21 protein-coding genes and 2 pseudogenes are annotated in these 23,762 nt (G+C 37.2%); 7 read left to right on the top strand and 16 right to left on the bottom strand.

Annotated elements, in window-relative coordinates:
- Positions 1-4: 4 nt before the first annotated feature.
- Positions 5-2,779 (bottom strand): EAL domain-containing protein, encoded by a 2,775-nt coding sequence (locus Q1B07_RS11520; protein WP_299089348.1) that lies wholly within the window; start codon positions 2,777-2,779, stop codon positions 5-7.
- A gap of 377 nt (positions 2,780-3,156) precedes the next feature.
- On the opposite strand from Q1B07_RS11520, the gene Q1B07_RS11515 reads away from it, so the two are divergent.
- The 3 genes from Q1B07_RS11515 (at position 3,157) to Q1B07_RS11505 (ending at position 4,599) form a co-directional block, all read left to right on the top strand.
- Positions 3,157-3,672 (top strand): hypothetical protein, encoded by a 516-nt coding sequence (locus Q1B07_RS11515; protein ID WP_299089349.1) that lies wholly within the window; start codon positions 3,157-3,159, stop codon positions 3,670-3,672.
- Positions 3,673-3,883: 211 nt separating this feature from the next.
- Positions 3,884-4,321, top strand: coding sequence for a hypothetical protein (locus Q1B07_RS11510; protein ID WP_299089350.1), 438 nt, complete (start codon positions 3,884-3,886; stop codon positions 4,319-4,321).
- Positions 4,309-4,599 carry a YxcD family protein gene (locus tag Q1B07_RS11505; protein ID WP_299089352.1) on the top strand — a complete coding sequence of 97 codons (291 nt, stop codon included), beginning with the start codon at positions 4,309-4,311 and terminating at the stop codon, positions 4,597-4,599. The genes Q1B07_RS11510 and Q1B07_RS11505 overlap by 13 nt, the downstream gene beginning before the upstream one ends.
- Positions 4,600-4,720: 121 nt before the next feature.
- Here the strand turns inward: Q1B07_RS11505 and Q1B07_RS11500 are convergent, their stop codons facing one another.
- Complete coding sequence (locus Q1B07_RS11500; RefSeq protein ID WP_299089354.1) at positions 4,721-5,764, bottom strand: M42 family metallopeptidase; 1,044 nt, start codon at positions 5,762-5,764, stop codon at positions 4,721-4,723.
- Between the two features lie 144 nt (positions 5,765-5,908).
- Here Q1B07_RS11500 and Q1B07_RS11495 point away from each other — a divergent pair, with 144 nt between their 5' ends.
- Positions 5,909-6,130, top strand: a complete 222-nt coding sequence (locus Q1B07_RS11495) for a hypothetical protein (RefSeq protein ID WP_299089355.1) — start codon at positions 5,909-5,911, stop codon at positions 6,128-6,130.
- A 103-nt stretch (positions 6,131-6,233) separates the two neighbouring features.
- On the opposite strand, the gene Q1B07_RS11490 is transcribed toward Q1B07_RS11495, so the two are convergent.
- The 9 genes and pseudogenes from Q1B07_RS11490 to Q1B07_RS11450 all read right to left on the bottom strand — a co-directional run bounded on the left by Q1B07_RS11490 (position 6,234) and on the right by Q1B07_RS11450 (position 14,973).
- On the bottom strand, positions 6,234-7,019 hold the full coding sequence (locus tag Q1B07_RS11490) for a DeoR/GlpR family DNA-binding transcription regulator (RefSeq protein WP_299089356.1): 786 nt from the start codon (positions 7,017-7,019) through the stop codon (positions 6,234-6,236).
- A gap of 23 nt (positions 7,020-7,042) precedes the next feature.
- Positions 7,043-8,224: a saccharopine dehydrogenase C-terminal domain-containing protein gene (locus tag Q1B07_RS11485; protein ID WP_299089357.1), complete on the bottom strand. Its 1,182-nt coding sequence runs from the start codon at positions 8,222-8,224 to the stop codon at positions 7,043-7,045.
- Positions 8,221-9,333 (bottom strand): 2-aminoethylphosphonate--pyruvate transaminase, encoded by a 1,113-nt coding sequence (gene phnW / locus Q1B07_RS11480; protein ID WP_299089358.1) that lies wholly within the window; start codon positions 9,331-9,333, stop codon positions 8,221-8,223. The genes Q1B07_RS11485 and phnW overlap by 4 nt, the downstream gene beginning before the upstream one ends.
- Before the next feature lie 17 nt (positions 9,334-9,350).
- Entirely contained in the window at positions 9,351-10,157 is an 807-nt protein-coding gene (gene phnX, locus Q1B07_RS11475) for a phosphonoacetaldehyde hydrolase (protein ID WP_299089360.1), read from the bottom strand.
- A 15-nt stretch (positions 10,158-10,172) separates the two neighbouring features.
- Positions 10,173-11,933 (bottom strand): putative 2-aminoethylphosphonate ABC transporter permease subunit, encoded by a 1,761-nt coding sequence (locus Q1B07_RS11470; protein ID WP_299089361.1) that lies wholly within the window; start codon positions 11,931-11,933, stop codon positions 10,173-10,175.
- 2 nt (positions 11,934-11,935) lie between these two features.
- A complete protein-coding gene (locus tag Q1B07_RS11465) occupies positions 11,936-12,961 on the bottom strand; it encodes a putative 2-aminoethylphosphonate ABC transporter ATP-binding protein (protein WP_299089362.1) in 1,026 nt (341 codons plus the stop codon).
- A 93-nt stretch (positions 12,962-13,054) separates the two neighbouring features.
- Complete coding sequence (locus Q1B07_RS11460) at positions 13,055-14,134, bottom strand: putative 2-aminoethylphosphonate ABC transporter substrate-binding protein (protein ID WP_299089363.1); 1,080 nt, start codon at positions 14,132-14,134, stop codon at positions 13,055-13,057.
- Positions 14,135-14,700: 566 nt separating this feature from the next.
- A pseudogene (locus Q1B07_RS11455) lies at positions 14,701-14,775 on the bottom strand (YjcZ family sporulation protein); the annotation flags it as partial.
- A 105-nt stretch (positions 14,776-14,880) separates the two neighbouring features.
- Positions 14,881-14,973 carry a YjcZ family sporulation protein gene (locus tag Q1B07_RS11450; RefSeq protein ID WP_299089364.1) on the bottom strand — a complete coding sequence of 31 codons (93 nt, stop codon included), beginning with the start codon at positions 14,971-14,973 and terminating at the stop codon, positions 14,881-14,883.
- A gap of 220 nt (positions 14,974-15,193) precedes the next feature.
- On the opposite strand from Q1B07_RS11450, the gene Q1B07_RS11445 reads away from it, so the two are divergent.
- The 3 genes from Q1B07_RS11445 (at position 15,194) to Q1B07_RS11435 (ending at position 18,474) form a co-directional block, all read left to right on the top strand.
- Entirely contained in the window at positions 15,194-15,751 is a 558-nt protein-coding gene (locus tag Q1B07_RS11445; RefSeq protein WP_299089365.1) for a copper resistance CopC family protein, read from the top strand.
- A 3-nt stretch (positions 15,752-15,754) separates the two neighbouring features.
- Complete coding sequence (locus Q1B07_RS11440; RefSeq protein ID WP_299089366.1) at positions 15,755-16,837, top strand: CopD family protein; 1,083 nt, start codon at positions 15,755-15,757, stop codon at positions 16,835-16,837.
- 242 nt (positions 16,838-17,079) lie between these two features.
- A complete protein-coding gene (locus Q1B07_RS11435) occupies positions 17,080-18,474 on the top strand; it encodes an amino acid permease (RefSeq protein ID WP_299089368.1) in 1,395 nt (464 codons plus the stop codon).
- Between the two features lie 66 nt (positions 18,475-18,540).
- On the opposite strand, the pseudogene Q1B07_RS11430 reads toward Q1B07_RS11435, so the two are convergent.
- The 5 genes and pseudogenes from Q1B07_RS11430 to proC all read right to left on the bottom strand — a co-directional run bounded on the left by Q1B07_RS11430 (position 18,541) and on the right by proC (position 23,743).
- Positions 18,541-19,858: pseudogene (locus Q1B07_RS11430) on the bottom strand (ammonium transporter).
- Position 19,859: 1 nt separating this feature from the next.
- Positions 19,860-20,222: a P-II family nitrogen regulator gene (locus tag Q1B07_RS11425; RefSeq protein WP_299089370.1), complete on the bottom strand. Its 363-nt coding sequence runs from the start codon at positions 20,220-20,222 to the stop codon at positions 19,860-19,862.
- 192 nt (positions 20,223-20,414) lie between these two features.
- A complete protein-coding gene (locus Q1B07_RS11420; RefSeq protein ID WP_299089371.1) occupies positions 20,415-21,680 on the bottom strand; it encodes a glutamate-5-semialdehyde dehydrogenase in 1,266 nt (421 codons plus the stop codon).
- A gap of 13 nt (positions 21,681-21,693) precedes the next feature.
- A complete protein-coding gene (gene proB / locus Q1B07_RS11415; RefSeq protein WP_299089373.1) occupies positions 21,694-22,824 on the bottom strand; it encodes a glutamate 5-kinase in 1,131 nt (376 codons plus the stop codon).
- A gap of 67 nt (positions 22,825-22,891) precedes the next feature.
- A complete protein-coding gene (proC, locus tag Q1B07_RS11410) occupies positions 22,892-23,743 on the bottom strand; it encodes a pyrroline-5-carboxylate reductase (protein WP_299089376.1) in 852 nt (283 codons plus the stop codon).
- Between the last annotated feature and the right edge of the window lie 19 nt (positions 23,744-23,762).

Below are 23,762 nucleotides of genomic sequence, written 5' to 3'. Positions count from 1 at the left end.
ACTATTAAAAATAGTTTGCTACTAAGTCATCAGGCTTAATTGGGCGTGAATAATAATACCCCTGTATACGATAGCAGTTATTTGAAGATAAGAATTCAATTTGCTCGATAGTCTCTACGCCTTCTGCGATGACATGGAGATTTAAATTATGGGCAAGCGTAATAATGGTATTAGTGATCGCTGCATTTTTAGGGTCATGACAAACTTCATTGATGAACGAACGATCAATCTTCAAGGTGTTTATCGGAAAATTTTTCAAATAACCTAAAGATGAATAGCCTGTGCCAAAATCATCAATTGATATTTTAATCCCTAATTCTTTTAATCTGGACATTTTATGAAGGGTCTCTTCCGTATTTTGGATAATTAAATTCTCGGTTAGCTCTAATTCTAAATAGTGAGGTGATAGCTCTATTTCTTCTATAATCTCTTTTACCATATTGACAAAATTAGGCTTGTTAAATTGTTGGGCTGACACATTTACTGATACCGTCATTTTAGGATATCCCTGCATTTGCCATTCTTTTATTTGCTTGCAAGCGTTTCTAAGCACCCACTCTCCAATTGGAACAATTAAACCAGTTTCCTCTGCTAGAGGGATAAATTCCCCTGGTGAAATCATCCCCTTTGTACGATGATCCCAGCGAAGCAGTGCTTCAACACCAAAAATCTGTTTATCTTTTATATCATATTGGGGCTGATAATAAATTTGCAGTTCATTTAAATCCAACGCTTTATATAAAGAATTTTCAAGTTTTACATGTTCAAGTGAGCGATAATCCATTGCAGTTGTGTAAAATTGATAGTCATTTCCAGCTAATTCCTTCGCTTTATACATAGCAGTATCAGCTTTTTTAATTAAATCCTCTGCATCCTCACCATCTTGGGGAAACATGCTAATCCCGATGCTGGTTTTCACAAAGACCTCATTCCCTTTTAAATCAAACGGGTCTTTAAAAGCAGCAATGACTTGTTCCGAAAACGTTCTTACTTCGTTCTCACATCGGACAATTGGCAGAATAATTGTAAACTCATCCCCTCCTTGACGAGAAACGGTACATCCTTTATAGGCACAAGCATTTAAACGCTCAGCTACCTTTTGAAGCAGAAGGTCACCATAACTGTGTCCTAACGTATCATTAATCGTTTTAAAACGATCCAAATCAAGAAATAAAACCGCCAGCTGCTCATTATGCAACTGCGCATAGGCCAAGCCCTGATTTAAACGATCATGTAATAAAAGACGATTAGGCAAATTTGTTAAACTATCATAATAAGCATGGTAGTTTATTTTTTCTTCCAGCTGTTTTCGAACGGTGATATCTTTAAAAGTAACAACATAACCAATTACTTGATTTTTTTCCTTAATCGAGGTAATAGCATACTCAGCAGGGAATTTTGTTTTGTCCTTGCGAATAAACGTTTCATCCGTATAAATGGTATCTTTTTCAGAGCTTTTTAGAAAGAAAGCCTGATTGAAATTTTCACTGGAATAAAAGGACCTATACGATTTTCCGATTAATTCTTCTGAACTATAGCCTAAAATCGTTTTGGCTGCAGGATTGCAAAACGTAATATACCCTTCTATATCCAACCCCACAATACCATCGCCAGCAGAATTTAAAATTAACTCTTTTTCGCGACTTAATCGTTGCAGTTCTCCTACTACATTCTCAAGCTCCTGATTTTTTTCAGTAAGCTCCATCGTCCGTTCCTTTATAATAAGCTCCTGTTTTTCCATATAAATGATATTTGATAACACTGCTGCAGTCGCTTCTACAATCGATTGTGCTAATTGGATATCAGCTTGTGGATAAACATGATTTTTTTCATCTAAATTTACGATAGCTAAAAGACCTAATATCTCTCCCATTGTAACGATTGGAAGCATAAGAACCCCTTTAATTCCAAACGTTCGACAAGCCTCATGATTTGGTCGAGGATCTGAACTGACATCTGGAACTAAAACAGCTTTTTTTGTTTTAATTACCTCTTGAAACAAACGATCTGTCGTTTGATCAATTCTAATGATTCTATGTGTCTTCTTCCATGCTTCTTCCGTCCAATCACTTTCCTTGCTCAAGCTTACCGGCTTCAATACTTTACCTGCAATCGGGTCCAATAAATGTGCCCCAATGTTTGTATTCTTTAATACCCTGCCAACATAATAGAAGCATTTATCAAGAACCTCATTCATGGTTGAACATAAGGAAAGCTCCCTTGTTACATCTAATAATAATTGTTTTTCTGAGATAAGGTTCTCTTTTCTCGTTAAATTTTTTGTGTTTTGTATGGCAACCGCAGCCATATTTACATACGCTTCTACTGATTGAATTTCAGCTTTTGTTAAATTCATATGAAAACCGTGATTAAATAAAAAAACGAGCCCGTACACCTCATCTTCATAATTAATCGGTAATACGAATAATGAATTGATTTTAAAAGTCTTTATTGGACCTGGGTCTGGCCTGGGATCTTTAAAGGTATCGGGAATATAAATGCTTTCTTTTGTTTCAAGAACCTCTTTCGCTAATAAGTCAGTTTCCGGATTTATGACCATCATGTTTAGAGTCTTGCCATTTATGACATCCGGTTTACCTACATAACCACGATATGTTCCATCTCCTTGAGGCAAATAAATCCCTACGGAATCACAGCGAAATATTTCATCAGAAATGGCAGTCACAACGTGTTCTAGCACTTCTCGCAACTCTAATTTTGTATTTATTAGCTTAGTAGTTTGAGCAAGACGTGAATATCTCGTGTGTTCTTCAATCATTCCTTCCCCTCCAACGGTATGTGAACTTTCTCCAAAAATATTTTAATAGGCTTTTCATCCTTCTTTGTCCAAGCAACCGACAAAATCATACAATTTTCCTTAAATTAAGCATATTATATAAGAACCAACAAAAAAAAGGTCCTAAGGACCAAATTTTCATTTTGATATAGGTTAAAAGTCATGTATATAAAGGGATATTTTTCCTAATGATGGTAAAACAAGATTTTCTCGTTTGTTTTTCAAAGAACACATTGAAAAAATAGTACATATCCTGTATAATTATTGACTGTTTATTGCAAAATTTACCTTTTAAATAAGTAGTAAACAAATGATTTACCATTTTAATAGAGTAAAAAGTACAAAGAAAGGAGTTTATCATGTTTTATCCATTACTCGAAAAAGATTCACGCACCCCTGCGGAATTAAAGGAGGAGTTAGAAGAATTAGAAATTCAGGTGTTTCGCCTGCAAGATAATCTAAAAGAAATTGCCAAAAAGAGCAAGGTACTAGGTGTTGACCATGCAAAAGATGATAAACTCGTTATTGTTTATACACCTGAAGACAGCCAATCTTGTAAAATTATGCTAAGTGATTGTGAAAGCTCCTACAATGGCCAATGGGATTTTTCTATCCATGCAACCTATACTGAAGACAACAAGATTCATATAGGTGATATAAAAGGTCCAGCGAATAGAGGCTATGGTTCCATTTGCATGGATTATTTAAAAGAGCTTGCAGTCGAACAAAATATTCCTGAGATAACAGGTGACATCGCAGAAAGAGATTGGGATCATGTTGATCGTCTCGTCCATTTTTACGAGAAGCATAACTTTGAAGTAGATATCGATTACCAGGATAAATCCGGTGAAATAAAATGGGTATGTGACAGATAATAAATGGATCATTTTGAATTAGTTTCGTCTTCAACTTATTCAAAATGATCTATTTTTATAGACTCATAACCCCCCTGTTATCTCTCCAATCAAAATAGTGCTATAATCAACAATGAGTTTGATCATTATAAAAAAAGCAGATTTTTTGAAACCTTTATCTCTTCTTTTCGTATTACATAAAGATACAGTATATTTAGGAGGAAATTACACCATGTTCAAAAAACTATTTTCTGCAATGCTTGTACTTACTTTGCTTTTCACACCGGTTAGCGGCTTTTTAATTGGTGATCAGGTGACAACTGTAAGTGCGAAAGGCTATAAATCTGGTAAAAAATCTTTTAATTCAAATTCTACCAATAGTCCTTCCCTTTTTAAAAAGGAAGATTCCCAGCAAAAATCATCTACAGCTACTAAAAGCAGTACAACCTCTAAGCCAAAGGCTGGAGGCATTATGAAGGGTTTATTTTTAGGTGGACTAGCAGGTCTATTACTTGGGGGATTGCTTAGTAATTTAGGTATTTTAGGTTCAATCATCGGCTTATTTGTCAATATATTTGCTATTGTTGCAATTATTTTTATTGTTCGTAAGCTATTTACCTTTTTCAAAAACAAACGCAAGCATGAGGATAAAACAGTATGGGGAAAATAAAAATAACTGAGCAGGACATTGTAAACGCACTTTGTTTACACATTGCCCACAAAAGACAAATCACACCTCAGGAAGTAGAAATCGAATTAATGTATGATGATGATTACGGATTTTCTGCTGAAGCCTATGTGAATGACCGCAAGCAAATTCTCATAACGGCAAATATCATTGAAGCGATACGATTTTGGCTTGATACCGTAATGAAGGTAGACCCCTTTTCAGCGGCTCTTGAGCTCGTGCTTGATGATGAAGAAGGCGTTATTGCTTATGTAAAATAATAAAAAAAGTGCAAGGTGCTAAGCATAAGGCGACAAGCATAAGGCAAATAGGAATTGAAAGTTCTTTATCATCAATTCCTATTTGGCTAGTCCCTAGAGCAAACGGGATTTTCCTTCCTTTTTAACATGTCATTTCTGATTGCACATAATAATACAGCAGTCTGGCGGTATTTTCCAATGAAGAGGCGTGGGTACGCTCAAATGCATGTGAAGCATCTATTCCTGGTCCAATTAGTCCGTGAACTATATCATGTCCGGCTCGAATGGCTGCTGAAGCGTCTGATCCATAATATGGGTAGATATCTATTTTATAATCGATATTGTTTTCTTTTGCAATCTGTACTAATTTTTTACGCAACGCATAATGATATGGTCCGCTAGCATCCTTTGCACAAATGGATACTGTGTATTCATCAGTTGCTTGCCCATCACCAATGGCCCCCATATCTACCGCTACATATTCAACCGTTTCGGGAGGAATATTTGAATTTCCGCCATAACCAATTTCTTCATTATTTGAAATTAGGAAATGAGTCGTATAAGGCAGAGTTACTTTTTCAGTTGAAATACGTTTCATCAGCTGCAGTAATAGTGCAACACTTGCTTTATCATCTAGATGGCGAGACTTAATAAATCCATTTGGTGTAACCTCTACTCTTGGATAGAACGAAATAAAATCTCCGACATCGATTCCAAGTTGACGAACATCCTCAGCATTCTGTACTTTTTCATCAATTCTTACTTCCATATTCTTTTGATTGCGCTCAAGCTTACCTGCTTCTTTATAAACATGGACAGAAGTTTGATGCATAAGAATTGTACCAGTATAGATTTTGCCGCTTGCGGTTTCAATTTGACAATACTCACCTTCAATAGAATTAAAATTAAAGCCGCCTATTAAATCAATCATCAATCTGCCTGTGGATTTAATATCTTTTACGATGGCTCCTAATGTATCGACATGTGCTGTCAGCATTCGGTGCTGACTTTTATCATTACCAGGAATCGTAACGACTAAGCCGCCCTTTTTGTTTCGTTTCATCTCAAATTGAAAACGGCTTAAATAGTTTTCAACAAATGTGATCACCTGATTCGTATTCCCTGATGGACTCGGTATTTCGACAAGCTCTTTAATTAGCTGGATCGTTTCATTTGCGGTTGTCACGAAAAAACACCTTCCTTATTAAATAATCACTATATTAGTGTACCAAATTCTGAGCAAACCTTCGAAATGAATCTAAAAAAATGGATAAATTATGAAGGAGTGGGAAATTTAAAGAAGGATATTATTAAATGGAGGATGGCTAGCATGGAACTACACGACAATATGGAGTTTAAACTAAAAGGAAGCTTTATTCCAAATATCAGTAATTCAGATAAACTAAAGATTTTAGAAGTGACTGGTAGAAGTGTTGTGATCCAAATGAACAACTCGAAACGGAGAGGTGTCTTTCCTTTAGACAGTTTTCAATATTGGATTAAAAGAAACTCATTAATCCATATTGATGGGAGCGAGAAGAGAACTTCTTAAGCAACCTAAGGTGCTGTCTCAAAAGTTTGCGACAGCACCTTTTCCCTTGATTCTGATTCAGTACCGTTTCACTTAACCGGCTACCATACTCCCACTTAAAGCTTCAAGATTGACAAAAAATCCACTTGTTAACAGAAATTCCTTCTTTACTCCATGCTTCTGGCATTGGTACATCACTTAATATATAATCAATCTCGTTTATACCTGCAAGTCGATAACTCGCTTTTACGTTAAGCTTTGAATGATCAATCAATAAAAAGCTCTTCGTTGCGTTTTCCAAATAAATTTGCGAAAGCATCGTTTTTTCCATATTATAGCTCATGACGCCTTTATTTGGCAGGAGGCCATCAGCTGATAAAAATACTTTATCAGGAAAAAATTCCTTTGCCATTTTTTCCGATAACGAGCTTGAAGAACGGTAATGATCAAATTGGACCTTTCCTCCGATGAAAATGAGCTCACCATTAAACAATTGCCTGTTCGCATATGAAATTAATAAGGAAGAAACAGGGAATGAATTGGTAATCACGGTTACTCCATTTTTTTCACAAAGGCCATTCACCATTTGGTAAGTGGTTGTTCCTTCGTCAATAACAATAACATCACCATCTTCTATAAACTCTAATGCCTTACGTGCAATTTGCTTTTTTTCTTCAACTCTTAATATTTCTCGTTCATATAAGGTTGGTTCTTCATTTTCATTCTCTATTTTTACTGCTCCGCCATAAACCTTTTTTAGTTTTTTTTCGGATTCCAACTCTTCTAAGTAACGGCGGATGGTTTCGGTTGAAACGTCAAATTGATACGCTAAATCGGCTACTTTTACCTGTCCGTTTTCTTCCAGCAATTCAAGAATGATTTTTTTTCTCTCTTCAGCTAATAAAGACATCTCTGTCCCCCTAATGACAAAAGTTAAACTCTAGCGGGTTCTTGTAAGATTTCGATTTTCTCATGTACAAGTATACCACGCTTTTCCAGTTCTTTAAAAAAGTCCTCAGGTACGATAAAGGCTTCCTCAGGAATAACAATACCTGTTTTCACTACTTTATTAGTTGCGATCATTTCTGTTGCAATGGCAAATGGAATCGCAACATTTCTAGTATATGCACGCAAGCCTTCCCATCCCTGTACAGAGCCATCCGATTTAGGATGTGTATGTGTAAGAACATGCTTCATTTTTTGACCATTTTTTTCACCAATTACTTCAATGTGAAGGGCATAGCCGTATAGCTCTGTTTCTGAACCTTCCTTTGATTGATATAAATACTGTGAAATACAATCCATGATTCCGATATCAGTTCCATTGATCTTAATTTTGTCATTGCGTAAAATTCCATATTCAAATAATGCTCGAACTAGCCTCATATTTTGTTCCGGCCATGTTCCGCGAACTTCAATTAATTGAACACCTTTATCCTTTAACGCTTTAGCCAAGGTTTTTGTCTCGGCATGTGGAATGATATATTGGATTCCTTTTCCGTAAGGCTCATGGAGATCAATTTCTCTTGGTCGGGCAAAAGGAGGAACTTGAACAAACTCACCATTTTCATAAACAACCCTTCCAGGCAATTCAGGATCATATTCATAAGTTGTTGTTTCCGTTATAGATTTAGAGAATGCGATCGGACGGTAAGAACCATGGCTTACTCTTACACTCTCGACTGCATCAAGCTGATTTGCAGCGTGCATGGCCATAAGCTGTGTTAAACCAGGAGTCATTCCAAAGCCTGGTAAGCATGTTTTTCCGTTTTTTACAAATTCTTCGTGGTATGCATCCTCTTCACCAAATCCATTTAAATTGATACCATGACAGCCTGCTTCAGCAATACAAGCGGTTGTTTTACCATTTAGGGTAATCGTTGTCCCATCCATGACAATGTTATAGCCTGTCATTTTTTCAACTGTATCTTGGTGATCATGGACATTCACTTTAACAAAATCTACTCTTGGATCATTCAACCACTCTACAACCTTACGGCCTTCTTCTTCATTGTAGTCTGCAACCGTAATTTTTTCAAAGCTTGAAAACTTCACTAAATCCAATACCGCTTCCCTTGCAATTTTCCCTGCACCACCTAAACAAAATACCTTCATTTTTCTGTCTCTCCTTGTTTATCTTTTATTTTTTTAATAGATTGGATTAATCTGCTAATGTCATATTTATCTACTTCACCAATTGTTCCAATGCGGAATGTTAATACCTCCGACACCTTTCCAGGGTAAATAACAAACCCTTCCTCTTTAAGGTGCTGATAAAAAGCATTAAACTCAAAATCATCATTTGGATGTAAAAAGGATGTTATTATTGGTGATTGATATTCTTGTAGAACGAATGGCATAAAGCCACACTCTCTCATTCCTTCAACTAAGATTGTCTGATTTTCACGATACCGTTTATTCCTTGCTGTTACCCCACCTTCTTCTTCTAATTCGATAAGCGCTTGGTAAAAGGCTCTTACTACATGGGTAGGTGAGGTAAATCTCCACTTCCCATTTGAATCCTCCATTGTTTTCCACTGATCATACAAATCTAATGATAAAGAGTGGGAAATCCCTTCACATTTTTCAAGTTCTTCTGTTTTGGCAATGACAAATCCGAAACCAGGAACACCTTGAATACATTTGTTAGCACTACTAATTAAAAAGTCAATTTTCCATTCATGTACATCCAATTCAATCCCGCCAAAACTGCTCATTGCATCAACAATTGTGTTTTTGTTATACGCTTTAGCTAATTTACACACATCTTCAACCGGGTTTAGAATACCTGTTGTTGTTTCACAATGAACAACAGCTACATGCGTGATGGCTGGGTCTGCTTGTAAGAACTTTTCGATTTCATAAAGATTTGTCGGTTCATTCTCCTTTGTCCGGCTTATCACCGTCTGAATTCCGAGAATTTCTGCCATTTGAATAATCCGGTTTCCGTATGCACCATTTGTAGCAATTAGCAGCTTTGAATATTCACGCGGAATAACCGATCCAATTACTGACTCAACTGTGAACGTTCCACTTCCTTGCATTAAAACGGAGGTATATTCGCTGCGTTGATGTGTCGCCAGGTTAACCAAGTGTTGCCGTATTTTTTGAACTAAAAGCATGTATTCATGATCCCATGTACACCAATCTTTTCTCATTGCTTCCCTTACTGACTCAGATGTGCTTAATGGACCTGGTGTTAATAATAAATATGGATTTTTCATGGCGGACCTCCGTATGGTTAAACAAGAACTTCTTGTTTGCTCTCTTCAATTTTTTCGATTAATTCAGGCAGCTCAATGATAGAATCGATCACAAAGTGGGCTCCTGCCTCAAATAATTTTGTTCTTGCTGATTCCATTTTTTCCGATAAGAATTGAGGATCCATGGAATGAACCTCTTCTTCTGTTAGACCTAGTGTGCTGCTGCCTAATACAACTCCAACTGTCCACATCCCTGCATTTCGACCTTCTTGCATATCTGTCGTTGTATCTCCTACTTTTACGAGCCTATTCATTGGGAATATCCCTAATTCCATTGCACAGTAATAGCACATCCATGGATACGGTCTTCCCTCTTTAACAAGCTCTGAAGTGACGATTACATCAGGGGCATAGCCCTTTTCCTTTGCATTTTTCGCAACAATTTCGATCATTTCTTTTGTATAACCAGTTGTTGAACCAATTTTTAACCCTTTACTACGTAATTGATTAATTACTTGTAATACTCCTGGTATCGGTGTTGTAAATGTTGCTAAGCTTTCAAAAAGCTTGTCCTCGAACTTTGGGTACATGTCAAGAACATCATCTTCTGATGGCGCTGCTCCATGTATGTTCTCCCATTCTTGTCTAACCCGAGGCATGCTCATAATTGCCCGAATATGTTCAATCTTTAATAATCCCATCGGTTTTCTTGCTTCATCTAATGTTATCTTGACTCCTTTGTCTTCAAATACTTTGAGAAAAACATGTAATGGTGCAAAACATCCATAATCAACTGTAGTACCTGCCCAATCAAAAATAATTCCTTCAATTTTATTCATCATCATCATCCTTTCAGTTTTTTAAGCGGCTTCCTGAGACTTCCATTTATCAGTTTTTGATTTAAATCTTTTTACAGCTATTTCATACAGTACTCTCACGAAAATATTTGTTAGCACAATTAAGACACTCATTGCAGCAGCAGATGCTAAATTTCCTGCATCATCCATGTTTACAATAGATATAGCCGCAAGCTTAAAGTCTGCCGAGTATAAAAATACAACAGCTGAAATTGTCACCATTGAATTAACAAAGAAATACATCGCCATTTCCAAGATGGCAGGAAGGCACATAGGAACAGTTACTCTAAAAAATGTTTTATAAAATGGTACACCCATTGATTCTGATACTAGCTCGAACTCTTTATCTAACTTTTTCAAGGCTGTTGTTGCTGTCACAAAGGTAACTGAGTAAAAATGCAAAATATTAGCTATGACAATAATAGCGATCGAGCCATAGAGGAAGTGTAATGGGTTCGCAATGGTCGTGCCAAAAAATGAAAATTCAGGTTTACTAAAGAAAAAGATATAGCTAATCCCAATAACTAGTCCTGGAAGTGCTAATGGTATAATAGAAAACAGATTTCCGACTTTCCTTAACCCAAGATGTTTTCTTGATTTTTCGATTATATAAGCAAAAATAAAGGTAATAATTGTTCCAAAAACAGATGTCAATGCTGCCGCAATGAAACTATTCTTGTATGCTATTAATCCATCTCCTGACAGACTAGTAAATGTGAAATGATCCAAAGTAAAGCTTAAGTTATATGGCCACATTTTCGCACAGGCGGCGATGACAACAGCCAGAAAAATCAACAGGAAAAATCCTGAAATACCTAAGCAATAAAGCAAGGCAATTCGATCTCTTAATTTGTTTTTCACCACTTTAAATGGAATTGATTTTGCTGATACATAAGAAGACTGCTTTTGCTGTGTCAGTTGATCAACCAGAAAGGCAAATAGCGCTGGAAGCATTAAAATAACACCAACAGTCGCACCCATTGGCAGGTTTTGCTGACCTACCACTTGCTTATAAATATCTGTTGCAAGTACATTGTACTGTCCACCTACTACTTTAGGCGCTCCATAATCCGTAAAACTTAAAGTAAAAACAATAAACAACGAGCTAATCAATCCATATTTTGCACTAGGTAAGGTGATGGTTAGAAATTGCTTCCCTTTTTTCGTACCTAAAGTATTAGCCGCTTCATACAAACGATAATCCGTTTGATGCAATGTGATATACAAAATAAGAAAGGCTTGCGGAAAGGTATAAATCACTTCCGCGATAATAATTCCAGTCGCACCATATAATTCAATATTCACGCCAGGTAAGTAGCCAAAAAATCCATTTGTGATGATTCCTTGATTGCCAAACAAGTACATCAAACCAATTCCATGCATCATAGTAGGTGCAAACAATAGTAATAGCGCCAAATATCTGAAAAATGTTTTCCCAGCTATTTGTGTTCTGGTTAGCGAGTAAGCATAGAAAAAGGCTAAGCTAACTGAAATAACCATTGTCATCGTTGAAATGAATAGGGTGTGTTGCAACGATGTAACAAGTGACGCCGTTCGAAAATAGTCAATAAAATTTTGCAGCCCGACAAACTTTCCCTGATTATCAAAGACTGTCTGTGAAAACAACGCAACTAAAGGTAAAACTAATGATGCAAAAAAGGTTAACAAAACAAAGACAATCAATAATGTTTGCAGCCTCTCATTTGAACCATTCTTTTGCTTTACCTTCCTTTCTCTTATCACTGTTGCTGAGGTGAATTCCATATTTAAATAACCACCTGTTCTTCATAGGTTAATAAATAAGGCTCAGGGAATTGAATAAATACAGTTACATCTTTCTTTAGTCTGTATTCACGAATCATTGACGCTGAAACATCTGCTTTAATAATTTGTTTATTCAAAGAAGATGAACAGTCTTCCACGCTCAACTGAAGGCGATAACTTGACCCTCTAAATTCGAGATTTTCGATACGTGCATTTACTCCTTCAGTATGGGAAAGCTGAATATGTTCTGGGCGAATGCCAATGACTTTGTTTATTCCAGGACCTTGTTTTTCAGGCTTAAACATATTGATGGATCCGATAAAATCCGCTACAAATGGATGTCGCGGTTGATTATAAATTTCCTGTGGACTGCCAACTTGCATAATCTTTGCATTTTTCATAACAACAACTTTATCTGCCATCGTTAATGCTTCTTCTTGATCATGAGTAACCATTATCGTGGTAATGCCAATTTTTTCTTGTATTGAACGAATTTCATAACGGAGTTTGTCCCTTACTTTTGCATCCAGCGCAGACAATGGTTCATCTAATAATAAAAACTTTGGTGAAAGAGCAATTGCCCGCGCTAAAGCAACTCGCTGTTGTTGGCCACCTGATAATTGTGCTGGATACTTATTCTGAATAGGCAGTAAATCAACCATCTCAAGAGCTTCTTTCACTCTCTCTTGTCTTTCTTTTTTCTTTATTTTTCGATTTTTCAAACCATACTCAACATTCTGGTAAGCCGTTAAATTTGGAAATAGTGCATAAGATTGAAAGACAATCCCAAAGTCTCGTTTTGCTGGTGGCAAACTGGTTAAATCCTTACCTTCTAATTGGATACCCCCATTACTCGGTGTTTCTAATCCAGCAATAATTCGTAACAAGGTCGTTTTTCCACAGCCGCTTGGACCTAATAAGCAAACAAATTCATTTTTTTTGACCGTAAAATTTATATCATCAAGTGCTTTAAATGAGCCGAATTCTTTTGAAATGTGGCTTATTTCCAAAAATGGTTGGTGTTTCATGAGGACGATCCTCCTTAATGTCTTTTCAAAGTAAATCTATTTAAGCGTCAATGCAAGAACAGGGGGCTTTCCTTACATTGACATTAGGACACACTATTCTTCTTTGGGCTCAGCTTTAGAATTAAACTTAGCATCCCAGTTTTTTAAAATGACATCGCGATTTTGAGCTGCCCAATTTAGATCATTATCAGGATACATTTTATCTTCAGCTCCTATTGGGAACCCTTCAGGTTTTGCAAAATCATTTTTCATCGTGGAAAATCCATTTGCTTCATAATACTTCTTCATTACTTCATCTGAAATTGCCCAATCCAGAAACGCTTTTGCCAATTTTTCATTTTTCTTATCTTCTTTATTGATTAAGGCATTGGCTTCAACTTCCCAGCCAAGTCCTTCAGAAGGTAATATAACCTCTACCGGTGCTCCCTCTTGTTTTTGTTGAACACCGCTATAAACTAATGAAATGCCGATTGCATATTCACCTGTAGCTGCTAATTTAGCAGGTTTTGAACCTGAATGTGTGTAGGTAGCAATGTTTTGATGTAAATCGTTCATAAATTGCCAAGCACCATCTTCACCCATCATTTGCAGCCAAGCTGATACAGTTAGAAAGCCTGTCCCAGATGAAGCAGGATGCGGCATGACAATCAAATCCTTGTATTCGGGTTTTATTAGATCTTCATAAGATTGCGGGATTGGTAGATTTTTTTTCTCCAGTTCCGCTGTATTTACGACAACTCCAGTCATAAATGCAGTGTTTCCAACCCATTTATGAGGTTTATTTGAATCCTTGAAAGCTGGGATAATTTTGTCACTTCCTTTAGGTGTATAGCCTGCCAGCATGGCCTTTTGATCAAGCGCAAGAAGACTTGATGCTGCCAGTCCCCATACAACATCAGCTTGTGTATTTTTCCCTTCAGATAGAAGCTTTGCTGTAATGATACCAGTTGAATCTCTTACAATATTTAGTTTAATATCAGGATATTTTTCTTCAAATGATTGTAAGTATTGAGGAATCAACTCTTCCTCTATTGCTGTGTAAACTGTCAGTTCTCCAGATAATCCATTGCTTTGGTTGGTAGTTGAAGCCTGATTAGAAATTGCTTGTCCCCATGCAACTAGTAAATGAAGTGTCACTAAGAGAATAACAATTTTCAAAATGTGGTTTTTCATTGTTTTTATCCCTCATTCGTATTTTTATTTTATAAATACAATATAAATCCACAATGTAAATCTAGTGTGAAGTCTATGTAAAGATTTTGTATTATGTTGTTTTACAGATAAATACAATTGTTTTCTTGTGGCACTTTACAACCACAATAAAAAAAGCGCAAGGCGCCTGCCTATCGGCGACAAGCATAAGGCGAACAGGAATAGAAGGTGTACTTTACCTTCAATTCCTGTTTGACTTATGACCTCGAGCCGATGGCGCCTGGAGCTAGATTCAGAAACGCAAGCTATGTTAAGAAAATATATAAATTCTGATATTAGAACAAAAGCGCAAGCGCCTTGGTCATCGCCGTACAAACTGGAGGAGCATCGACTGAGATAAAGGAAACACGGTAAGCGAAGCGAACCGATGTTGACTTATCGTAGGGAGATGATCTGAAGTTTGTTAGGCGATAGGCGCTGGAGCTGGATGTCGCAGTGCTTATCCTCAGTTCAATGAATTTTATAATTTCAAAAAAAATGTGTAAAAAAAGAAGACTGAGAGACAGCCTCCTTTTTATTACCATCTATTAAAACCAAGCTGCACCAACAATAATTAAAAGAATGAACAATACAACAATTAGCGCAAAGCCTTTTCCATATCCATAACCGCCATATCCATAACCGCCGCAGCCGTAGCCCCAGCCACCATAACCGTAACCCATTGTAATTCCTCCTTTTAATGATATTCACTAAAAATATCTGTATTTTTAATAACAAACGAAAGCTGCTCCTACTATAATTAGAAGGATAAATAATACAACGATTAAAGCAAATCCACCACCGTAAGTTGATCCACTCATTTAACAACACCTCTCTTTCGTTGTAATACTACAATATGTATATAGGTACTTGTCCGTAAGGGCGTTTGCACAGTTCCTGGGAACTTTTCTTTTTTTCAAAAATTTTTCAAACACTTTTTTGTTTGCTAAATTGTAAGAAAGCCTTATAAAAGCAGAAAGTATTTCATGATAAAATGAGAAGGAAAAACAAGTTTTTACTAAAACAGTTAGGGTGAGAATATTGAAGAAAGTTTTATTTATATTAGGGATTATTTTGACTATGCCAATTATTGCATCCGCTCATACAACATTAACCTCTTCATCGCCTAGTGAAGGAGAAACAATTACAGAGGAATTAAAGGAACTTAAAGTTGAGTTTGCTGGAGAAATTGAAAATCAAAGCACACTAACATTGGTGAAAGATCAACAGGATATAAATTTCGATTCGATCACAGTTGGAGATAAACAGGTTGTAGGAACTTTATCAGAACCATTAGGAGATGGGAACTACACGTTAACATGGAAAATTGCCTCAACGGATGGTCATGTTATATCAGGTGATATTTCATTTAAAGTAGACCTTCCGGCAGAAGAAACCGAAGCAATCACTCCGAAGGAAAGCGGACAAGCATCTGATACCCAAGAGAATAATACCTCTACAGCTGAGGAAAATACGAATGTGGATACTGAAACAGAAGAAGTTAATGATAACAGTTCAATGATTTCAACAATATCAATCATCGTATTAGTAATCCTTCTTGTCGTTGGCGTTTGGATTCTTTTACGTAAAAAGAGGTAAGGCATGACCCCATTAATACCAATTACCGAATATATTACGTACATGCTTTTTTCATATTTAACAGGCCATGTGATATTACAATTTATACCTGTTGATAAAAAGCCAGCCATCCAGGTTTCAAAAAGCAGTTTATTATTATCCGTATTAGGAATCATCATTTTCACTTTTTTTCCAGTCCTTCAAGTTATTTCATACTTTTCGACAGAAGGTTTTTTAAGCTTAAGAGCATATGCCATACTTACTGAATTTCAAGTAGGCATCTCTTGGCTTTATGGAAGTTTTTTTGCTGTTTTTTTATGGATGGTTATGTATGTAGAAGGTTCAAAATATTTGCAGGCTTTTTTTCTTTTCTTGATGATGATCTCGCTTGGTTATGCAAGCCACTCAGCATCTCTTGATTTAGTGCCAGGGCTTTTTTCCCATTCTATTCATTTCTTAACAATCACAATTTGGGTTGGCGTTTTGATTCACATTGGCTGGCTTGCAAAAAGCATTGAAGACTGGCACGGTTTTTTACGATGGTTCACCCCGCTCTCTATCGTTTTATTTTTGATAACAACAGTGACAGGGATCTTATTGATGTTTTTTGTCTTTCATCCAAGAGACTATGCTAATGCGTGGGTTTTACCATACGGTCAGATGCTCTTATTAAAGCATCTTAGTATTATCCCTGTGTTAATGTTTGCACTTGTAAATGGAATTTTATCAAGAAAAGCTAAAGTGGATTCAACATTTGATGCAAAAAAATGGATACAGGCAGAGACTGTTATTCTTATGATTATCTTTTTTATAACAGGTGTCCTAGGGACCTTAACTCCGCCGCATCAAGTAAATGCCACTGTCATTCAAGAAGGAGCTGCTTTTTGGGTAGAATACTTCATCGGCCATAAAATCGCAGCCCCTTTTATCGTACAGCTTAACACTGGGTTTGAAGGAATTGTTTTACTTTGTATTGCGATATTATTTTTGGCTTTAATTGTAATAAGCTTTTATAAAAAGGTATCCGCCTGGATCCCTTTAAGCTTTGGTATCCTCTTTATTATTTCAGCATACCTAGGCCTGATGATGTCGGTTAGCATTGGATAGGGTTCACTACATGACAACGGGATAAAAGGAAGCAAAAAAAGGAAGTATACTAAAAGTACACTTCCTTTTTTGTGGTTTGTAGAATTTTTTATAAAGTTGACGTTTTTGTGTTTATTATTTAAATATAATGAAAAGTTGATGTTAATTGTCAGATAAGTATTGACATCTAAAATATTCGACAATATACTACAATTTGTGTGTTTTTACAGAGAGACTTTAACCATTTTCATTTTTGAGGATTTATGAGTTCACTACTTAGAAAAAAATCAATTACACAATTAATCCAACAAAGCAAACAAAAATCACTTAATCGCACACTTAGTGCATTAGATTTAACTTTGCTAGGGGTTGGTGCAATAATCGGTACAGGTATTTTTGTCTTAACAGGAGTTGTGGCTGCAGAATCAGCTGGACCTGCGTTAATTCTTTCGTTTGTTTTGTCAGGGATAGTCTGCGCTTTAGCTGCCTTCTGTTATGCAGAATTTGCTTCAACTGTGCCAATCTCCGGCAGTGTCTATACGTACACGTATGCAACTCTTGGAGAAATTTTTGCCTTTATCATCGGCTGGGATTTAATGCTGGAATATTTATTAGCAACAGCAGCCGTTGCCACAGGATGGTCAGGGTATTTCCAAGCGCTTCTTGAAGGTTTTGGAATTATGCTGCCTGCAAGTTTTACCTCTGCTCCCGGATCTGCTGAAGGCGGAATAATCAACCTGCCTGCGGTTATCATTATCTTACTTATTACAGCATTATTATCAAGAGGTGCAAAAGAAAGTGCACGTGTTAATAATATAATGGTCTTTATTAAGCTGGCCGTTATTTTTGCATACATTATTGCTGGTATGTTTTATGTAAAGCCTGATAACTGGACTCCGTTTGCACCATTTGGCTTTGAAGGAATTATTACTGGTGCCGCTACAGTTTTCTTTGCCTATATAGGATTTGATGCAGTGGCTACTGCGGCTGAAGAGGTAAAGAATCCACAGCGTGATGTACCGATTGGGATCATTGCTTCTTTAGCAATTTGTACAGTTTTGTATATGCTCGTATCCTTTATTTTGACTGGAATGGTGCCATACTCACAGCTAAATGTTGCAGACCCTGTTACATTCGCCCTGCAATTTGTCGGTCAAGATTCACTTGCAGGTATTATTTCCGTTGGAGCCATAACAGGGATAACAACTGTTTTGCTTGTCATGTTGTATGCACAGGTCAGAGTATCATTTGCCATGAGCCGGGATGGTTTGTTACCGAAAAATTTTGCTACAATCCACCCAATCTTTAAAACACCTTTTCAAAATACTTGGTTAACAGGTATTATCGCTGCCATTATTGCAGGTTTTGTTGATCTAACAACTTTAGCTCATCTTGTAAACATCGGAACATTAGCAGCCTTTACATTAATTTCAGTCGCCGTGATTATTCTTAGAATAACGCATCCTGATTTGAAGCGAGCTTTCAAGGTGCCGTTTGTTCCGATTTTCCCAGCAATAAGCGCACTTTTATGTGTTTATTTAATGACAAGCTTGCCTGCAATTACATGGATCGCATTTATTATTTGGATCATGATTGGGTTGATCGTTTACTTCGGATATGCGAAACGGCGAAGTAAATTAAATCAACCAAAAGCTTGATTTATAACATGATGAGGCTGACTCAAATTCGATTTAGTCAGCCTCATCATCTATTAATATGGAAAATTAATCAACAAAAACCTTCTCAATCACCTTTTTCTGCTCAGTTTTGGCGATCGTAATTCCCGTTGATTCTTCAAAATTATAAAGACTGGTTGGTAAATCTGTAAAACGTTCTAGTTCATTATAGGCTGGAATCCCGTGATAGGACATATCAAGACCTTCTTCTTCCTCTTCATCAGTTGCACGCAATCCAACCGTTGCATCAGCTATCTTTCCAATAGCTGCACCACCGATTAATCCCCAGACAGCCACTACAATTGCACCTAAAAGCTGTACGCCAAACAATGAAACTTGCCCTGTTGTTACTAATCCTGCCGTTGAATCAAATAACCCAACAGCAATGGTACCAAACACACCGTTAAAACCATGCAGCAACCGCACCAACCGGATCATCGATTTTCATATTGTCGATTAAAAGAGTTGCATAAATGACAATAACTCCACTGATCCCACCAATGATAATCGCGCTCCATTGATCGACAAATGCACATCCGGCAGTGATCGCTACTAATCCAGATAAAACACCATTAATAGTCATACTCGGATCTGCTTTTCCGAATTTTTTCATGGTCATTAATAAAGTAACTGTTCCGCCGCTAGCTCCTGCAAGCATCGTATTAATGGCGATCGAAGCTAAAGAAGCATTTGATGCATCTAATGTACTGCCGCTGTTAAAAGCAAACCAGTCAAACCATAAGATAAATGCTCCACTTGATGCCAGGGGAATATTACTTGGCGCAAATACATTTACACTGCCATCAGAGTTAAATCTCCCTTTCCTTGCCCCTAATAGTTTTGCCATTGCCAACGCAGCGAAACCGCCAACCGCATGAATGGCTGCCGAACCAGCAAAATCCTTCATCCCCAGCTGTGCGAGCCAGCCTTCACTATTCCAAATCCAATGTCCTGATAATGGGTAAATGATAAGTGTAACAAGAGCGGCAGTGATTATGTACGCTTTAAAATTCATGCGTTCTGCCACAGCCCCGGAAATGATCGAGATACACGCTACCGCAAAGCCCATTTGAAAAAGTACAAATGCTTCGCTGGGTAGTTCCATATTTAGTGAGATTTTTTCTGGACTTCCAAACAGACTTGTCCCAATAAAGCCAAAGGCATCTTGACCAAACATGATCCCAAACCCAATCATCCAAAAAACAAGAGCCCCGATCGTTAGATCAACAAAAATTTTCATTGTTACATTTACGGCATTTTTTGTTCTGACTAAACCTGCTTCTAACAAGCTAAAGCCACCTTCCATAAACAAAACCATCGCAGCAGCAATCACAATCCATACCGTGTTTAAATGAATCAGTTCCACTCTACTCGCCCCCCTTAGCTGAAAGATCATCTATCGTGATATCCGGTTCACCTGTCCGAATGTTATATGCTTCCAGAATTGGATAAACATATATTTTTCCGTCACCATCTTCACCAGTTTGTGCAGTCGCTATAATCGTATTAATCGTCCGGTCAACCATGTGATCTGAAAGTACAATTTCAAGCTTGATTTTAGGATGGAGAGTGACATGATAATTTTTACCACGATATACCCCCTTGGTATCCCTCTGCTTCCCCCTTCCTACAACTTGAGAAACAGTAAAGCCGGTAATCCCGATCGTTTTTAATTCTTTTATTGTGTCAGTTATTTTCTGCGGCCTGATAATCGCTTCGATTTTTTTCATTGTAATCACCTTTAGCATTGTTAGGTTTTCTAACATTAATATGTTAAAGATTATTACATTATCAAAAAAAGAGTCAACCATTTTTATTGTGAAAATTTTTAGAAAAATAATACAAAGCCTCTCATTCTGTTAAAGGTCAAAAAAAGATGATCGACAACATTACGTCGATCATCTTTATTAGTTAATCATGCTTTAACGTGTTTGCCCATTACCTGACATCATAAATTTTACAGTGGTTAATGCCGGCAATCCCATTGGTCCTCTGGCATGGAGCTTTTGTGTTGAGATCCCGATTTCAGCTCCAAAGCCAAGTGCTCCGCCATCTGTGAAACGTGTTGAGGCATTATGATAAAGTGCTGATGCGTCTACTAAACTCATAAACCGTTTAGCTGTTTTACCGTTTTCAGTAACAATAGCCTCAGAATGCTTTGTACCATATGTTTCAATATGGTCAATCGCTTCCTCTACATTCTCTACAACCTTTACAGCTATATCTAAACTTAAATATTCATTTGCCCAATCGTCTTCATTTGCTAAGATTGCATCTGGTAGAAAGGATAGTGCTGCCTCGTCCCCATGGACAGTAATCCCATATTTTGTGAAGGTCGCATGTAACACTTTATGATTTTTCTTTAGCCATTCCTTATGGATAATCACAGTTTCCAGTGCATTACAGACAGCTGGACGGTCTGTTTTGGCATTGATTAAAATGTTTAAAGCTTTATCAAGATCCGCTTCACAATCTATATATAAATGGCAGTTGCCAACACCTGTTTCAAGCACTGGTACAGTGGCATTATTGACTACAGCATTTATTAATGAACCACCGCCTCTTGGAATGAGCACATCAATATGCTCCTTCATGGTAAACAGCTGCTGTGTCGCTTCACGATCTGTGCTTGCAATGAATTGAACAGCTTCCATCGGAATTTTTGTTTTCTTCAAGGCCTCGTGCATAACTTGCACGATTGCTTTATTTGATGATAAAGCAGATGAACCACCTTTTAGCACAATGGCATTGCCCGATTTAAGCGCAAGACCTGTCGCATCAACGGTTACGTTCGGGCGAGCTTCATAGATCATCCCGATCACACCTAGAGGTACGGTGATCTTTTCAACAAGCAACCCATTATCAAGAGTCCAGCTTGATTGAATATTTCCGGTTGGATCTTCTAACCCAGCAACTTGACGGAGCCCTTCGGCAAAGTCTTCAATCCGTTCCGTAGAAAGGGCCAATCGGTCCATAAACGCTGCCTCATAGCTTTTTTCTTGGCCTGCTTTTAAATCCTGTTCATTTGCAGTCAATATTACATCTGCATTCTTTACCAACTCATCAGCTAAAATGTGTAATGCTTCATTTTTTTCTTCTGTTGTTAATAAGGCTAACTTTTTCGCTGCTTTCTTTGCTGCAATTGCTTGTGCTTCAACATTTGTTTTGACAACTTTTGTAACAGACATCCAATTCCTCCCTTTATACTCCGACAGGCAAAGATAATTCAAGCTCACAAACAAGATCATCAAAATGGACAACCTCTAGTCTCTCAACCTCTTTACCTGAAATTTTATTCAATCTTTCTAAATCTTCATTTGAATAATTAACAACACCCAAACCAATTCTTTCACCCTCGTGATCTAGTATGCGAATAACAGCACCTTTTTCAAACTGTCCTTTGACTTTGGTAATATCTGAGGAAAAAATACTGTGCTTATGATCTGCAATTGAGGTTCTTACATTTTGATTGATCACAATTTCTCCTTCTGGTCCCGAGTGGAAGGCAATCCATTGTCTTTTTTGATTTAAATTAATTGATTCATTTGTTACTTCAAAGTAAGTCCCTCTTGCCACTCCTTTAACGGCGTCACCTAAAATATTCTGAATGCTAGCTTTACCTAGAAAGGTTGAAATCCCTGAAGCCATCGCAATTTTCACAGCATCAATTTTCGATTTCATTCCGCCGGTTCCAACATTGCTGCCAGAATCTCCGGCACCTTCCTCAATTTCAGGTGTGATCTCATATACTTTTTCAAGCAATTTTGCCTTTTCATTTTTGCGCGGATCGGAATCATATAGTCCATCGATATCAGATAAGATAATCAATTGATCTGCCTCAACAAGTCCTGCTACTTTAGCAGATAATGTATCATTATCCCCAAACTTTAAGCGATCAACTGTAACCGTGTCATTTTCATTTACAATCGGAATGATTCCGCGTTCCAATAATACATTTAATGTGTTTCGAACATTGTGATATCGATATTCATCTGAAAAGTCACTGCGCGTAATCAAAATTTGTGATGCCACATAGCCGTGTGATAAAAAGATTTCCGAATAAGCTTCGATTAATAATCCTTGACCAATGGATGCTGCAGCTTGTTTTTCTGGTAATGAGGTTGGCCGTTCAATACAGCCCAGCTTTCTGTAGCCCGCAGCCACTGCACCAGAAGATACAAATACAATTTCGTGGCCATCATCCTTTAATAAAGCAATTTCATCAGCTAATTTCTCAAGTTTTCGTCGACTTATTTCTCCATGTCGACTTGTTAACGAACTGCTTCCTACTTTTATTACAACCCGTTTTTTCTTATGTTGTTGGGTCGGCATTCTATCACTCCTGAATATGTTTTCTCTCTATTTGCGCTTTGTTTTTTTATTTAGGAAACAAATATACCTATTTTAAAGAACCTGCTAATAGGCTCTCTTGAATTTGCTCACTGATTTGCTTAGAGCGTTTCGCAGCATGCTCAATAGCCAGTGCTATCGCATGACCTCCGCCATTTTTATCAAGCGCTGCTAGCCCGGCAGCTGTTGTGCCATTAGGAGATGTAACATTCTCCCTTAAAACAGCAGGCGTTAGATCTTGTTCCTGAACCATTTTTGCTGCGCCTACTATCGTTTGTGCAATAATCTGTCTTGTTGTTGCAAGATCTAAACCAGCAAGAACCCCTTGCTGTTCCATATGCTCCATTAAATAATAGAAATAAGCCGGCCCGCTTCCTGCTATACCTGTAAAAATATCCATACTTTTTTCATCAATCTTAAATACCTCTCCAATACATTTAAGCAAGCTTTCTGTTAACTTAATATTATTATCGGCTGTTTCATGACCTGGGGAAATGGCTGTAGCTGATTCTCCGATCATACTTGACGTATTCGGCATGACTCGAACTACTTGCTGGCCTTTATGAAGGTTTTGTTCAAGGTATGAAGTTGTAATACCTGCTAAAACAGATAGTATGAGCTGATTTGGCTTGATATGACTTTTAATGTCGGTTAATGCCTTATCGACATCTTTCGGCTTCATTGCCAAAATGATTACATCTATTTGGTCAAACTGTAAATTTTTGCGTTTTTTTGCTTTTATTCCATATTTAGTTTGCAAGTCAGCTAATCGTTCTTCATTGGACCGATTGGTTGCAATGATTTGTTCCGATCGAACTTTCCCTGATTTAACCATTCCGGAAATCATTGCTTCTGCCATCGAACCTGCACCTATAAAGGCTATGGTTTTATCGTTTAACATCTCATCTCTCCAATACGTT

The sequence above is a fragment of the uncultured Metabacillus sp. genome (assembly GCF_947503125.1).
GTDB lineage: Bacteria > Bacillota > Bacilli > Bacillales > Bacillaceae > Metabacillus.
The sequence above is the reverse complement of the archived record's forward strand: the minus strand, read 5'-3'. Positions and strand labels throughout refer to the sequence as shown.

Excerpts from the sequence above, each read along its gene's own strand:
- Q1B07_RS11520 (WP_299089348.1), bottom strand. The coding sequence starts at position 2,779 with ATGATTGAAGAACACACGAGATATTCACGTCTTGCTCAAACTACTAAG.
- Q1B07_RS11515 (WP_299089349.1), top strand. The coding sequence starts at position 3,157 with ATGTTTTATCCATTACTCGAAAAAGATTCACGCACCCCTGCGGAATTA.
- Q1B07_RS11510 (WP_299089350.1), top strand. The coding sequence starts at position 3,884 with ATGTTCAAAAAACTATTTTCTGCAATGCTTGTACTTACTTTGCTTTTC.
- Q1B07_RS11505 (WP_299089352.1), top strand. The coding sequence starts at position 4,309 with ATGGGGAAAATAAAAATAACTGAGCAGGACATTGTAAACGCACTTTGT.
- Q1B07_RS11495 (WP_299089355.1), top strand. The coding sequence starts at position 5,909 with ATGGAACTACACGACAATATGGAGTTTAAACTAAAAGGAAGCTTTATT.
- Q1B07_RS11490 (WP_299089356.1), bottom strand. The coding sequence starts at position 7,019 with ATGTCTTTATTAGCTGAAGAGAGAAAAAAAATCATTCTTGAATTGCTG.
- Q1B07_RS11485 (WP_299089357.1), bottom strand. The coding sequence starts at position 8,224 with ATGAAGGTATTTTGTTTAGGTGGTGCAGGGAAAATTGCAAGGGAAGCG.
- phnW (WP_299089358.1), bottom strand. The coding sequence starts at position 9,333 with ATGAAAAATCCATATTTATTATTAACACCAGGTCCATTAAGCACATCT.
- phnX (WP_299089360.1), bottom strand. The coding sequence starts at position 10,157 with ATGATGATGAATAAAATTGAAGGAATTATTTTTGATTGGGCAGGTACT.
- Q1B07_RS11470 (WP_299089361.1), bottom strand. The coding sequence starts at position 11,933 with ATGGAATTCACCTCAGCAACAGTGATAAGAGAAAGGAAGGTAAAGCAA.
- Q1B07_RS11465 (WP_299089362.1), bottom strand. The coding sequence starts at position 12,961 with ATGAAACACCAACCATTTTTGGAAATAAGCCACATTTCAAAAGAATTC.
- Q1B07_RS11460 (WP_299089363.1), bottom strand. The coding sequence starts at position 14,134 with ATGAAAAACCACATTTTGAAAATTGTTATTCTCTTAGTGACACTTCAT.
- Q1B07_RS11450 (WP_299089364.1), bottom strand. The coding sequence starts at position 14,973 with ATGAGTGGATCAACTTACGGTGGTGGATTTGCTTTAATCGTTGTATTA.
- Q1B07_RS11440 (WP_299089366.1), top strand. The coding sequence starts at position 15,755 with ATGACCCCATTAATACCAATTACCGAATATATTACGTACATGCTTTTT.
- Q1B07_RS11435 (WP_299089368.1), top strand. The coding sequence starts at position 17,080 with ATGAGTTCACTACTTAGAAAAAAATCAATTACACAATTAATCCAACAA.
- Q1B07_RS11425 (WP_299089370.1), bottom strand. The coding sequence starts at position 20,222 with ATGAAAAAAATCGAAGCGATTATCAGGCCGCAGAAAATAACTGACACA.
- Q1B07_RS11420 (WP_299089371.1), bottom strand. The coding sequence starts at position 21,680 with ATGTCTGTTACAAAAGTTGTCAAAACAAATGTTGAAGCACAAGCAATT.
- proB (WP_299089373.1), bottom strand. The coding sequence starts at position 22,824 with ATGCCGACCCAACAACATAAGAAAAAACGGGTTGTAATAAAAGTAGGA.
- proC (WP_299089376.1), bottom strand. The coding sequence starts at position 23,743 with ATGTTAAACGATAAAACCATAGCCTTTATAGGTGCAGGTTCGATGGCA.